This window comes from Bacillus cereus group sp. BfR-BA-01356 (genome assembly GCF_022663635.1).
Lineage (GTDB): Bacteria > Bacillota > Bacilli > Bacillales > Bacillaceae_G > Bacillus_A > Bacillus_A cereus.
The window spans coordinates 23,438-36,445 of record NZ_JAKUFX010000050.1 but is presented as its reverse complement, the minus strand read 5'-3'; the positions used below and the strand labels follow the sequence as shown (position 1 = coordinate 36,445).

Sequence of the window (13,008 nt, the reverse complement as noted above, 5' to 3'; positions counted from 1 at the left end):
AACATGACGATTTTCATTCCAACTCTCGATATATTAGTTATTGTTGCTTAAGATAAATTTCAGCAACACTCTCACTTCACGTCTAAACGCTTATAGAGAAACGTGTCGCGCCTGGCGACTGCTCTAACTCATACGGTCCTGGCGTTGCTGAAACATAAATAACTTGATTCGTTTTCTCTTCAAACTCATCGAATGTGAGCGGTCTATTATCTAAAGCTGACGGCAGACGGAATCCATGATCCACAAGCACTTGCTTACGCGCTTGGTCCCCGTTATACATCGCTCTTACTTGCGGTACTGATACGTGCGATTCATCCATAACGATTAAGAAATCTTTCGGGAAATAGTCTAATAGCGTATACGGCGTTGCCCCCGCTGGACGAAGTGTTAAATGACGGGAGTAATTTTCAATACCTGAACAAAATCCCATCTCGCGCATCATTTCTAAATCATAACGTGTACGCTGTTCTATACGCTGCGCTTCTAACAACTTGCCGTTATCATTTAATTCCTTTAAACGCTCTTCTAATTCTTTTTCGATATTTTCAATAGCGACCTTCATCTTTTCTTCACGTGTAACGAAGTGAGATGCTGGGAAGATTGCTACATGATCACGTTCTGCTAATACTTCACCTGTTAACGCATTTACTTCACGAATACGATCGATTTCATCACCGAAAAATTCGATTCGAATACAATGCTCATCAAGTGATGCCGGGAAGATTTCAACTACATCTCCTCGCACACGGAATGTACCACGCTTGAAATCAATATCATTACGTCCATACTGTACATCAACAAGTTCACGAAGCAATTGATTACGGTCTTTTTCCATACCAACTCGAAGCGAAACAACTAGCTCGCGGTATTCTTCTGGAGAACCTAAACCATATATACACGAAACACTCGCAACGATAATTACATCGTCCCGTTCAAATAATGCAGACGTTGCCGAGTGACGCAATTTATCAATTTCATCATTAATCTGCGCATCTTTTTCAATAAACGTATCTGTTTGTGGTACATACGCTTCTGGCTGATAATAATCGTAGTAACTAACAAAATATTCAACTGCATTATTCGGGAAAAAGTCTTTCAACTCACTATATAACTGCCCTGCTAACGTTTTATTATGAGCCATAACAAGTGTTGGCTTTTGCACTTCTTTAATGACATTTGAAATCGTAAATGTCTTACCCGTTCCTGTTGCTCCAAGCAACACTTGCTTTTTCTTTCCACTATTAATTCCCTCTACAAGCTTCTCTATAGCTACCGGCTGATCACCTTGCGGGGAATACGCTGAGACAATTTCAAATTGACGTTCCAAGAAAATCCGACCTCCTCATAAAAATCTGTATTATTATTTTACCACGAATACCTATAAAAAACCTAAAAAAACGAACAGATATTCGGTAAAGTTTTCGACAATATACACATAGAAAAAGGAAGGAGTAAATACTTCCTTCCTCTACTAATTCTATTTTTTAGATACATATACTAAGTCATATCCATTGCGCCCAGCTTCATTCATACAATCTGTTAACTGATAAGTACTTTCTGATTCGCGCAGCTCTTTAACAATACTTTTACAACTATCTTTATGTAATCCTTTATGGTCACCAGCAAACTTGTCTTGTCTACTATCTAACACATAAAGGATATCTTTCCCACTATGCTCTAACGTTTGAAAAACCGGGTCACCTTCATCGGTATACTGTACAATTCTTATTTTATCAACTTTCCCTTGATCAACGTTCCTAACGAACTGTTCGAATTTATCTAGATTGGAAGTTCCTGCTTCCTTTACAATGACATCATTCTTCTTATCAATTATAGTGCTAGATGGTGAACATGCTACTAAACTAAAGAGAAATAGACATATACAGCTGGTTCTTTTTTCTATTGTCATCCTCTCCTATAAAATTTATTTGTATACCAGAAAAGCTACTTTCAACTATGAAAGTAGCTTTTCTTTTCCTTTCTCCTTCTTCGGAAAAATCACATATGAAAATGAAATTGCTGTATCAACTAAAAATACAATCGCCCACACTTGGCTCACGCGACTTGCAGCTTTATTTAAAACGATTCCCGATTCTAACCAATTACCCCATTGTTCAAATGGAATAAATCCATACGCGAAGAAAAAGAATATGTGCACACCAACGAATAAAACAAGATGTAATATCCAATTTTTTATTTCCTGCTTTGCATAGGCCATGCCTGTTAATTCTACCTGTTCTTCAATAATAGGCGCCGGTTCATTACGCCATTTCGCAACTGATTTTTGTACAAATATATCAAGCTTCTTTAAATCCTTTTTCCCGTAGAAAACTGCATATAATAAAATGATTACAGTAATGATTTGAAAGTTAGAGAACTTTCCTGTTTGATAATAGTCCACTACTCCTAAAGTTAAAATAAACACTTCATTTACGAGGAGTACAATCCCCATAATAAAACTCGCCTTTTTCAAACGGAATCCGTAGCGAAGTAAAAAGAAACCGATAGCTGATAACCAAAATACAATTTCTGCCCCAATTAAAAAATACCAACGATATTCTGCGAGTATACTCATTTATCCTTCTCCCTTTCATCATAAATACGAAAAGCCTCATCCATATATACTAAAAGTTCTTCTTCAATTGGATACATGCTCATTTTCTGTGAATCTTCCTTCGATTTTCTAACTTCCCATAACTTATCTAAAAACGCTTCGTCACCATTAGCCATTTCTAAACACTTCTGCATTAATTTCTTCGTTGCCCGTTGTACCTCATCACTTGCAGCGTCTTTACCTTCCTTCATAAAATTACGTAATTGCTTTAATAAATCTACCCATTCTAAAACATTCGGATCTTCTTCACTCATATTCGGCAAATTATGAAGCAACTTTTGTTCTTCCTTTGAAAATACTTCATTTTGAAATATTTCACGTATACGAGGAGACTGTTTCGAAAGCTGAATAAGTTCAAACATAACTTTCCAATCAAGTTCTCCCTCTACATCTACCGAATAAACAACCGCTTGTAAAACACGCTCCATTCGATTAAATTTCTTTTGTTCTTCCTGTACAAAGCGAAGTTGTTTTTCAAGCGAATTTTTTAAATCCAGCTCACCTTTTACTAACATATTCGCAACTTCTTTTAATGAAAATCCCATTTCTTTCAAAAATAAAATTTGTTGCAAACGAATAACGTCATTTTCACTATATAACCGATGTCCACCCTCTGTTTTTCCGCTCGGCTTTAATAAATCTATTTGATCATAATAACGTAGTGTACGTACTGTAACCCCTGTTTCTCTCGTCAATTGTTGTATTGAAATCACTACCATCACCTCTTCCCTTTCATTATAAAAGATGACGTTACGTAACTTTCAAGCGTTTTGTAAAAAAAATACAAAAAGCTGTTTATACAAAGTGTATAAACAGCTTTTATGGAAATAACCCCTTTTGTATGGCGCGCCCACAAAATAAAATAAGTGCTCCAACAACAACACTCGTTGCCGTTTTATGATAATGGGCTAATAATAATAAATAATACGATAAACCTACAGTACCAATCATAATACAAATGCTCGGCACTGGATTACGAGAAAAGTTTTGCATTCCCCAAAGAAGCGAAAATATAGCTGTAGCGACACATAACACCGGTAATCCCATCCCAGTTCCCCTTTTTCTATCTATTATTCTTTGTTGCTAACACGCTCGTTGATGCGATACTTATTAATAAACCAAAACCAATCCTTATATATTTAAACGTTTAATCTAATTGAAATCTCTCAAGCTTATCATTTATTTTCTCTCCCCTTACTCCAGCGTAAAGATTTCCTCCACCTTCACTCCAAAATATTTGGCGATTTTTAAAGATAACTCTAGACTCGGGTTGTAATGGTGGTTTTCAATCGCTACGATTGTCTGCCGCGTCACTTGCATCGCCTTTGCCATTTCAACTTGCGTTATATGATGTTGCTTTCTTAATTCTTTAATTTTATTTTTTACACCCATAGGATCCACCTTCAAAAGTAAAGATATCTTTACTTGAATTATAAATATTTTCCAGTTACAAGTAAAGATATCTTTACAAATTTTAGAAAAACATTTCATTGAACATCCACTCTAACAAAGTAAAAGAGTAATTCAATTTATATCAGCGATTTTTTAAATATATCAGCGCAACTTAAATTATATCGGCGATTTCCCAAATATATCAACGCAACTCCATTTATATCGGCGATTTTTCAAATATATCGACATCCGTAGCGCTACTATAATCATAAGAAAAAGCTGTCCCCAAATACCTTCGGGAACAGCTTTCTCCTCTACTACATAAATCCTAACGCATATACAAGAACGTATCCAAGAACCGATAAGCAAACCGAGCCAATCAGCCCTGCTACGAATGCTTTACTTCCTAATTTACGGAACGTTTTAAACTCTACATTTAAACCGAGCCCTGCCATCGCCATTGCGATAAGCATGTAAGCAAGAACAACAATGTATCCCGCAACAACTTCTGGAATAATCCCGAGTGAATGCACTGCACTCATCGCTAAGAACCCGAAAATGAACCATGGTATTGGAAGTTCGCGCCACGATTTCTTTTCTTTGCTACCTTCACTCTTACCAAACCATAGACCAATTAAAATCGCTACTGGCACAAGCATTGCTACGCGCGTTAACTTCACAATAACTGCGATGTCTACAGCAGTACTTCCTCCTGGCGCCGCAGCTGCGATGACATGAGCGATTTCATGAAGCGTCGCACCTGAGAATACACCATAACCGTACGGAGATAAACCAAGCACTGGATATAATAACGTATAAATAAGCGTAAATATGGTACCTAAAATCGCGATGATTGCTGCCCCAACTGCTGTTTCATCGTCCTTCGCTTTCACTTGCGGTGCAATTGCCACGACCGCGGCTGCGCCGCAAATTGCCGTACCGCATGCTGTTAAAATCCCAAGTTTCTTTTCTACTTTAAATACTTTCGTTAGTCCGTATACAACAAAAATAGTAAATGTAATAACAACCGCCGCGATGACCAATACTTTCGGTCCCGCCTTCGCAATATCAACAAGATTTAATCGCATTCCAAGTAAGATGATCCCAAAGCGCAGCAACTTCTTACTCGCAAAGTTCGTTCCTGCTATCGCCTCGTGAGGAACTCCAATTGCAGCGCGCCAAACCATCCCAATTAGAATAGCAATTACTAATTGTCCCATAATATTTAAAAATGGAAGCTCTGCTAAATATTTCGCGGCAATTGCGATTAATAATGTAATCCCAATTCCTTGCGAAAATCCAAAACGCTTCTTCTTTTGTATAACAAGTGTTTGTTCCATTTTGAACCACTCCAATAATCGTATTGGAACATGCATGTTCTTTCTACTTACATTATAAGAGAGTTTCTATAATAAGTTTAATACCAATACCAAATCTCTATCATCAGAAATACTTATGATAAGATGATAGAAAAAGAAAGGAGCCCATTATATGAACGTAGACATTTTAAAAATTTTTGTTACTGTCGTTGAACAGAAACACTTCTCCCGTGCAGCAGAATTATTAAACCTTTCACAGCCTGGAGTAAGTATGCATATACGCAACTTAGAAAACGAATTTGGCACTACGCTTATTCAACGCTCCCCGAAGCACGTCCAAGTTACTGAAGCTGGAAACATATTATATATACATGCAAAGCAAATGCTCTCTCTTTACGAAGATGCTAAACAAGAAATTAATGAACTACATAACGTTGTAACAGGAACACTTCGCATTGGTGCTAGTTTTACAATTGGCGAATACTTACTTCCAAAAATACTGGCTAACTATGCGAATGAAAATCCACACGTCGAAGTTCATACTTTCATCTCAAATACAGAAGACGTTTTGCAAAGCCTTCGCTCTAATCAAATTGATATCGGCCTAGTGGAAGGACAAGTCGTATACGCCGACGTAGATGTTGAAACATTTATGCAAGATGAAATGAAGCTCGTCGTCCCGCCAAATCATCCATTACTCCGCACAAATGAAATAAATGAAAGTACACTCCAAGATCAAGTATGGGTATTAAGAGAAAGTGGTTCTGGTACACGCGCTTATAGTGACCGCTTTATTCATCAACACCATTTAAAAATGAAACGATTCTTTACATTCAGTAGTATCCAAAGCGTAAAGGAAGCTGTTAGTGCCGGGCTTGGCATCGCTATCCTTTCTGATTGGACTGTACGGAAAGAGCTATTAGCAAAAGAACTATTCCACGTCGAAGTTCCAAATGAACAACTAATCCGTCCGTTTTCCATCGTGCGCGGTAAATATTTCATTCCATCTAAAGCCATTCAAGTGTTCTTAAATCATGTAGATTCTTTTGCGAAAAAACAGAGTTGACCTTCACATTAGTGTGAAGGTTTACAATACATGTAAAAGGAGTGAAATACATTGCGAATTGGAGAATTATCAAAAGAAACTGGCGTTAGTGAAAGATCACTAAGACATTACGAAGAAAAGGGCTTACTCCCTACTAAGCGCCTTGCAAATGGTTACCGTGATTTTGATGAAAGTGCCATCGAAAAAGTGGAGCTTATTCAAATGTACTTACAAATTGGCTTAAATTTAGAAGAGACGGCAAGGATGCTGCGCTGCCTTGAAATTGAACCGCACCTGTACGACAATCCGTGTAGCAGTATCCTTACGCTTTACGAAGATAAACTCAATGAAGTAACAAAGCAAATCACATTACTTTCCAACATCCAAACGAATTTGCAAAAACACGTTTCACTCCTAAAACATGCAAAAGAAAAGGAGTGATTACATGTTTGTTATACATGGCAGTTCAAGACAAAACGGAAATACAGAAGCTTTAACACATATGATGATAGAGGACATTGAAACAGAACAAATTTATTTGCGTGATCATACCGTCTATCCTATTACAGACCAACGTCATGATGCAGAAGGATTCCAATCCGTAAATGATGACTATGAGCAGTTAACCAAACGCATGCTAGAGCACGACACGATTATCTTTGCTACACCATTATATTGGTACGGAATGAGTGGACATATGAAAAACTTTGTTGATCGCTGGTCACAAAGCTTGCGCGATACATCTCTTCATTTCAAAGAAAAAATGAAAGGCAAAAAAATGTATGTTGTCATCGTTGGCGGGGATAATCCAAAGCTAAAAGCATTACCGCTTATTGCTCAATTCCAATATATCTTTGATTTTGTTGGTTCTTCATTTGAAGGTTATGTTATTGGAGATGCGAATGGACTGGATGAAATTAAAAACGATGCTGAGGCGCTGGCAAAAGCACAATTGTATAATAATAAATTTAAAAATAGCGAACAGAAATAAGTTTGACAAACTATTTAGACTTAGCGACGCAAGAAGAATTAGAAACCATGTTACAAGAATATCCTGGCACAATACTTTTCATTAGCCATGACCGTGCCTTTATTCGCTCTGTTGCAGACCATATTCTACACGTAGATGAGAATGAACCAAGAATCTTCCACGGTAATTACGAGCAATACACAAAAAGAACCACCGGAGATTCTGTAAACGTTACTGAGCAAGAAATGTTACGATTACAAACAAAATTAACAGAAGTCATCGGCCGGATTTCCATTCCAAATCATCACGATGACATCACATCTCTCGAACAAGAATACGCAAAATTATTAACTCAAATTCAAAAATGTAAAGAAGCACTCTAATGTCTTCCCTATATATCGACGGGGCATTCCACATTTCCCAAGAAATATTGAATCTTCGACATAGAATACAAAAAGCCGTGCATCAGCACGGCTTTTCATTTTAGATACGGACAGCAGTCCCGCTCACAGCAACCATTAGCATTCCTTCGCGAACTACCTCGTAATCCACGTCGATACCAACAATTGCATTTGCATTTTTTTGTCTTGCAAAAGTTTTCATCTCTTCCATTGCGATGTCGCGTGCTTCTTTTAATTTACTTTCATAAGCACCCGCACGACCGCCGACAACGTCACGGACGGAGGCGAAAAGGTCACGAACGATATTCGCGCCCATAATCGCTTCTCCATTGACAATATCGATGTACTCAATAATTTCTTTTCCTTGAATTGTAGACGTTGTTGTTACAATCATACTTTATAGCCTCCCATATGAGATTTTTACCTACTTATGGTGCACTAATTCTGTACAAATTATATTTACGAACTAAACTGAGCTTCGTATAACCTACTGTATCCTCCACCTTGCTCAATTAATTCATTATGTGAACCTTGTTCTGCAATACCATCTTTATTTACAACGACGATGCGATCTGCATTTTTAATCGTTGCAAGTCTGTGAGCGATAACTAATGTTGTACGGCCAACAGATAGCTCCGCAAGCGATTTTTGAATCGCAAGTTCTGTCTCTGTATCTAATGCAGAAGTTGCTTCATCCAATATTAAAATTGGAGGGTTTTTCAAGAACATACGAGCAATAGCTAGACGCTGCTTTTGTCCACCTGAAAGTTTCACGCCGCGCTCACCGATAACAGTATCTAAACCGTCCGGCTGTGAGTAAATTAAATCTTCTAATTGCGCACGTTTTACTGCCTGCCAAATTTCAGCTTCTGATGCTTTTAAATTTCCGTAAGCGATATTTTCACGAATTGTTCCTGAGAATAAGAACACGTCTTGCTGCACAATTCCAATTTGCTTACGAAGTGAAGATAATGTCATATCTTTCGTATCAATTCCATCAATTTGAATCGATCCAGATGATTGTTCATAAAAACGTGGTAATAGGCTACATAACGTCGTTTTCCCAGCTCCTGATGGTCCAACGAACGCAACTGTTTCACCTGCATGTATTTTCAAACTAATGTCATTTAAAATCGGTTCTTTGTTTTCATATCCAAACGTAATGTTGTTATATTGAATATCACCGTGTACATGCTTCACTTCCATTGCATCTTTAGAGTCTACAATGTCAGGCTCTGTTTCAAGAAGCTCTACATATCTTTTAAAACCGGCGATTCCTTTCGGATAGCTTTCGATTACCGCGTTAATTTTTTCAATTGGGCGGAAGAAAATATTCGTTAATAGAACGAATCCGATAAATCCACCGTACGTTAATTCTCCTTGCAGCACAAACCATGTACCGCATATTAAGACGAAGAGCGTTACGAGACGCATGAGCATATAACTAATCGACGAATTTAACGCCATAATTTTATACGCCATTAATTTTGTTGTACGGAAACGAGCGTTGTTAACAGCAAATTGCTCTTTCTCAAACTTTTCATTTCCGAATGCTTGTACAACGCGAATACCACCAACATTGTTCTCAATGCATGCATTAAAATCAGCAACGTCTGAGAATAAACGTCTAAATGTACCTGTCATTTTTTTATTAAAGTAAAGTGCTAACCATAATAGGAATGGAATGACGAAGAACGTTAATAACGCTAACTTCCAGTTGATCATCATCATAAATGAGAATGCCCCAACTAAAGTCATTACGGCGATAAATAAATCTTCTGGTCCATGGTGAGCAATTTCCCCAATTTCCATTAAATCGTTTGTAAGGCGTGAAATTAAATGACCTGTTTTATTATTATCAAAAAATCTGAATGATAGCTTTTGAATATGATCAAATAATTTCTGCCTCATATCTGTTTCAATGTTAACACCAAGCATATGTCCCCAATATGTAACGACATATTGTAAGCCTGCATTTAACATATAAACTGCGAGTAAACCGAAACAAGCCCATAAAATAAGCGTCCAGTTTTGCCCTGGCAATAACTTATCAATAAATTGATTTACGATAAGCGGGAAGCCGAGTTCTAATAATCCTGCGACAACCGCACAAGAAAAGTCGAGTATAAATAAACCTTTATACGGTTTATAGTACGAGAAAAATTTACGCAGCATATCTTACCTCCATTTTCCAAAATTAAAAAGACTCCCTAAATGATAACCATTATCAAATAATTATTCAAGTTATCCGTCTATGAAACTGAAAATAAGCTTTGCGATAGTTGTCGTTTTTTGCTGGAAAGTCGATATATTCGAATAATCCCCGATATATTTCGAGTTGCGCTGATATATTTGCAAAATCGCCGATATATTTCAAGTTGCGCTGATATATTCGGAAAATCGCCGATATAAATTTCATTTACTAACTACTCTCCCATCTCCCAAAAACAAAAAAGGTACCACCACAAGGTGATACCATTCCTTCTATTACATCGCTTCCGAATCCCACTCATGCTCCTGTTCAACGAATACAATACCTAATTCGTGATGTCCACCAGCATATAATGCAGTTTGTGCAAGACGAAGCTCACCATTTGTATCTAATACTTCTAATTTACAAAATGCTCCTGTCGTCTTCGTTTGAAGCGCATCATAAAATTCCTCGGCGCTTTTTGGAATGACTCCATTTACTTTCGTAATAATTTCTCCAGGCAGTAATTTCAGCTCTGCTCCAATTGTATTTGGAATTGTATCTAGTACAACGAGCCCATCATTGCGTGCAGCAAAATACGCTGGTCTTGTTTCATCGGCAATTTTTTCTTGCATCGAAATTGTGAAACGCCCAAGCATAGCGACTCCCATCGCGATAATTGCAAGTACGTGCCACCAGTAACTTGCGATTCCTAAAACGAGCACAAGTCCTGCTAATCCGTACACACGTCTTCCTGTAAATAATAAAGCTTCCGTCGGCTCATAACTTCTAATCCTTCTCATAAATCCAATTAAAAATGGAACGAGGAATAGAGAATATGTATTTGAACCTATTGAAACGACAGGCCACCATGAAATAAACTGCGTTACCGCATCACCCGGTACAAGAATAAAAATAGGAACGATCCATAAACGCTTTGATTCGTGTAAACCAATCTTTAATCCACGCTTCCCCTGCCTAAGCCTCGGCGTCGAATATCCTACTGCGTTTTTAGAAATCAATAAGCCTTCTACAATAAGCATAACGCCTAGTAAAATAACAAGGGATACAATGGTACTCTCTTCACCTTCTCGAAGCTGCAAAAAGGAAACTGGTAGCTTAGAAGATAATAGAACACATACAATCGCAATGCTAAATGTATAAGCCGCCGATAAATATCGATACATAGCCGTTAATCCAAATAGTAACATCCAAATTAAAATGGCCCATAAGCTTGCTTTAGAAACAACAAGTCCAAGCCCAATCGTAATAATAGATACTACTAATCCGTATCCAATCCCTGCAAATAGAGAGGTTCGCAGTTCAAACCAAATATCATAAACTTTAAAAGAAAAATCTTTTCGTTCTCTTAACATACGTAAGTATCCAACGAAGATACTACTTATTACAAATATATAGACAGCAGGGTGTAAGAAAAAACGTCCAACTGCCCGCATTATTTCAAAAATCCACGCCTCCACGAACTCATTCACCACCATTTATATCATTCTTTCTTTTTATATTATCATAACTAAACAAACGTTTGTTTAACACAAAAAAATACAGGCAGCAAACTGCCTGTATTTCTTCTTATTTTGCCATTAATTTTAATGCTGACTGTAATTGTAGATCATTTTCTCCAGAACGGATTTTTTCGATAATTTTAGTTTGAATCGCTTCAGCTGTCTTTTTATCAAGCTGTCCTGTCGCTTCCATTTCATTTGCATTTTGGAATGCTTTCAGAGCCGATTCTGTCTCTTTACTAAAGTATCCATCTTCACGACCTGGTACATAACCTAAGCTCTTAAGCATTTCCTGAGCATGTTTTACTTGTACATCATTTGAATTGTATGAAAGTGTTTTTTCAATTTGAATTGGTGTCGCATGATAATAATTTGGTTGCTTCACTTCTAATGTTGGCGCGATTCCTTTTTTATGAATCCAGTTCCCATCCGGCGTTAACCATTTAAACATCGTTAATTTAATGTTGCTGCCGTCTTTAAATGGAACAGCTTGCTGGACAGTACCTTTACCAAATGTCTTTTCACCAATTAAATCGTATCCTTCTCCTTCTTTTAGCGCACCCGCTAAAATCTCTGAAGCAGAAGCACTTCCATTATCAATTAATACTGAAATTGGATATGGTTTTCTCTCTTTCAGTTCCGTAGAGAATTTCTTCTTCTCACCATTTCGCTGCTCTACTTGTAGCATCGGCTTTTTATTCGTCATAATTTCCCCTAGTATATCTTCTACACTATTTAAGTAGCCACCAGGATTACCACGCACGTCAATAACTAAGCCTTTTATATTTTTCTTCTCTAACTCTTTTAACTGATCCTTAAATTCTTTCGCTGTATTTTCAGCAAAAGAAGTGATTTGCATATAACCGATATCTTTTCCGCTCTCTTGCTTCACAGAACTAAACACTGTAAAGATCGGAATCTTTTCACGCTTAATTTTAAATACAATCGGATCAGTTACTCCCGCACGTTTAATTTCAATTGCGACAGTCGTTCCCTTTTTACCACGAATTTTTAATACTGCTTCTTCACGTGATAAGTCTTTCACACTGTTTCCATCTACAGATAAAATTTGGTCATTCGGTTTAATTCCTATCTTTTCTGCTGGTGAACCTTTAATTGGCGATACGATAATAAGCTTACCGTCCGTCTTGTTCACCTCAGCCCCAATCCCCTCTAATTCGGGATCAAGCGATTCACTAAACTGTTTGGCTGTTTCTTTATCCATATACGTGGAATAAGGGTCCTTCAGCGTAGACAACATACCTTGTATTGCACCTTCAACTAACTTTTCATCTTTCACGTCTTCCACATAACGTGAATCAATTAGTGCATACGCCTCATTAATTTTTGCCAAATTCCCTTGCGCAGTGCTAGCATTCCCACTCGAAATTGTTTGCGTTACTTCTGATGGGTTAACCCCAAATACAGACATGCCTGCAAACATTCCGCCAGCACCAATTAAAAATGCAACAACCATTCCAATAATTGCAACTCTACGTTTCAATGCGGAATTCCCCTTTCCAAAACACACAGGTGGTGTAGCAAAAGGCATC

At 37.5% G+C, this 13,008-nt stretch carries 14 protein-coding genes and 1 pseudogene; 4 read left to right on the top strand and 11 right to left on the bottom strand.

All coding sequences use genetic code 11. The features are described from left to right. Positions 1-115: 115 nt before the first annotated feature. The 7 genes and pseudogenes from uvrB to MR168_RS17505 all read right to left on the bottom strand — a co-directional run. Positions 116-1,327: pseudogene (uvrB, locus tag MR168_RS17535) on the bottom strand (excinuclease ABC subunit B); the annotation flags it as partial. A gap of 150 nt (positions 1,328-1,477) precedes the next feature. After that, on the bottom strand, positions 1,478-1,909 hold the full coding sequence (locus tag MR168_RS17530) for a DUF4362 domain-containing protein (protein ID WP_006918449.1): 432 nt from the start codon (positions 1,907-1,909) through the stop codon (positions 1,478-1,480). A gap of 45 nt (positions 1,910-1,954) precedes the next feature. Beyond that, positions 1,955-2,575, bottom strand: coding sequence for a hypothetical protein (locus MR168_RS17525; protein WP_000025219.1), 621 nt, complete (start codon positions 2,573-2,575; stop codon positions 1,955-1,957). After that, the gene (locus MR168_RS17520; RefSeq protein ID WP_033691959.1) at positions 2,572-3,333 is read right to left on the bottom strand and encodes a MerR family transcriptional regulator; all 762 of its coding nucleotides are present in this window, start codon (positions 3,331-3,333) and stop codon (positions 2,572-2,574) included. The genes MR168_RS17525 and MR168_RS17520 overlap by 4 nt, the downstream gene beginning before the upstream one ends. Before the next feature lie 100 nt (positions 3,334-3,433). Continuing rightward, positions 3,434-3,661, bottom strand: a complete 228-nt coding sequence (locus MR168_RS17515; RefSeq protein ID WP_000524139.1) for a hypothetical protein — start codon at positions 3,659-3,661, stop codon at positions 3,434-3,436. A gap of 147 nt (positions 3,662-3,808) precedes the next feature. Beyond that, positions 3,809-4,006, bottom strand: coding sequence for a helix-turn-helix transcriptional regulator (locus tag MR168_RS17510; protein WP_000538359.1), 198 nt, complete (start codon positions 4,004-4,006; stop codon positions 3,809-3,811). 317 nt (positions 4,007-4,323) lie between these two features. After that, positions 4,324-5,346 carry a YeiH family protein gene (locus MR168_RS17505; protein WP_006918442.1) on the bottom strand — a complete coding sequence of 341 codons (1,023 nt, stop codon included), beginning with the start codon at positions 5,344-5,346 and terminating at the stop codon, positions 4,324-4,326. Positions 5,347-5,497: 151 nt separating this feature from the next. Between MR168_RS17505 and MR168_RS17500 the strand changes: the two genes are divergently transcribed. Genes MR168_RS17500 through MR168_RS17485 form a run of 4 tightly spaced genes read left to right on the top strand, consistent with a single transcriptional unit; the run spans position 5,498 to position 7,723 of the window. Further along, positions 5,498-6,391: a LysR family transcriptional regulator gene (locus tag MR168_RS17500; RefSeq protein ID WP_001099987.1), complete on the top strand. Its 894-nt coding sequence runs from the start codon at positions 5,498-5,500 to the stop codon at positions 6,389-6,391. A gap of 51 nt (positions 6,392-6,442) precedes the next feature. Next, the gene (locus MR168_RS17495) at positions 6,443-6,811 is read left to right on the top strand and encodes a MerR family transcriptional regulator (protein ID WP_086412819.1); all 369 of its coding nucleotides are present in this window, start codon (positions 6,443-6,445) and stop codon (positions 6,809-6,811) included. Between the two features lie 4 nt (positions 6,812-6,815). Then, entirely contained in the window at positions 6,816-7,361 is a 546-nt protein-coding gene (locus MR168_RS17490; protein ID WP_000497611.1) for a flavodoxin family protein, read from the top strand. Positions 7,362-7,363: 2 nt separating this feature from the next. After that, a complete protein-coding gene (locus MR168_RS17485) occupies positions 7,364-7,723 on the top strand; it encodes a hypothetical protein (protein ID WP_002025051.1) in 360 nt (119 codons plus the stop codon). A gap of 100 nt (positions 7,724-7,823) precedes the next feature. Here MR168_RS17485 and MR168_RS17480 read toward each other — a convergent pair whose 3' ends face one another. The 4 genes from MR168_RS17480 to MR168_RS17465 form a co-directional block, all read right to left on the bottom strand. Then, entirely contained in the window at positions 7,824-8,135 is a 312-nt protein-coding gene (locus MR168_RS17480; protein ID WP_000637523.1) for a heavy metal-binding domain-containing protein, read from the bottom strand. A gap of 65 nt (positions 8,136-8,200) precedes the next feature. Continuing rightward, complete coding sequence (locus MR168_RS17475) at positions 8,201-9,916, bottom strand: ABC transporter ATP-binding protein (RefSeq protein WP_000944620.1); 1,716 nt, start codon at positions 9,914-9,916, stop codon at positions 8,201-8,203. Positions 9,917-10,228: 312 nt separating this feature from the next. Further along, positions 10,229-11,431, bottom strand: coding sequence for a PDZ domain-containing protein (locus MR168_RS17470; protein ID WP_086412818.1), 1,203 nt, complete (start codon positions 11,429-11,431; stop codon positions 10,229-10,231). A gap of 91 nt (positions 11,432-11,522) precedes the next feature. Continuing rightward, entirely contained in the window at positions 11,523-12,959 is a 1,437-nt protein-coding gene (locus MR168_RS17465) for a S41 family peptidase (protein WP_086412817.1), read from the bottom strand. Between the last annotated feature and the right edge of the window lie 49 nt (positions 12,960-13,008).

What these genes read in the sequence shown, in the direction of transcription:
- MR168_RS17530 (WP_006918449.1), bottom strand. Translation starts at nt 1,909, where the DNA reads ATGACAATAGAAAAAAGAACCAGCTGTATATGTCTATTTCTCTTTAGT.
- MR168_RS17520 (WP_033691959.1), bottom strand. Translation starts at nt 3,333, where the DNA reads ATGGTAGTGATTTCAATACAACAATTGACGAGAGAAACAGGGGTTACA.
- MR168_RS17500 (WP_001099987.1), top strand. Translation starts at nt 5,498, where the DNA reads ATGAACGTAGACATTTTAAAAATTTTTGTTACTGTCGTTGAACAGAAA.
- MR168_RS17475 (WP_000944620.1), bottom strand. Translation starts at nt 9,916, where the DNA reads ATGCTGCGTAAATTTTTCTCGTACTATAAACCGTATAAAGGTTTATTT.
- MR168_RS17480 (WP_000637523.1), bottom strand. Translation starts at nt 8,135, where the DNA reads ATGATTGTAACAACAACGTCTACAATTCAAGGAAAAGAAATTATTGAG.
- MR168_RS17505 (WP_006918442.1), bottom strand. Translation starts at nt 5,346, where the DNA reads ATGGAACAAACACTTGTTATACAAAAGAAGAAGCGTTTTGGATTTTCG.
- MR168_RS17490 (WP_000497611.1), top strand. Translation starts at nt 6,816, where the DNA reads ATGTTTGTTATACATGGCAGTTCAAGACAAAACGGAAATACAGAAGCT.
- MR168_RS17470 (WP_086412818.1), bottom strand. Translation starts at nt 11,431, where the DNA reads ATGGTGGTGAATGAGTTCGTGGAGGCGTGGATTTTTGAAATAATGCGG.
- MR168_RS17510 (WP_000538359.1), bottom strand. Translation starts at nt 4,006, where the DNA reads ATGGGTGTAAAAAATAAAATTAAAGAATTAAGAAAGCAACATCATATA.
- MR168_RS17515 (WP_000524139.1), bottom strand. Translation starts at nt 3,661, where the DNA reads ATGGGATTACCGGTGTTATGTGTCGCTACAGCTATATTTTCGCTTCTT.
- MR168_RS17525 (WP_000025219.1), bottom strand. Translation starts at nt 2,575, where the DNA reads ATGAGTATACTCGCAGAATATCGTTGGTATTTTTTAATTGGGGCAGAA.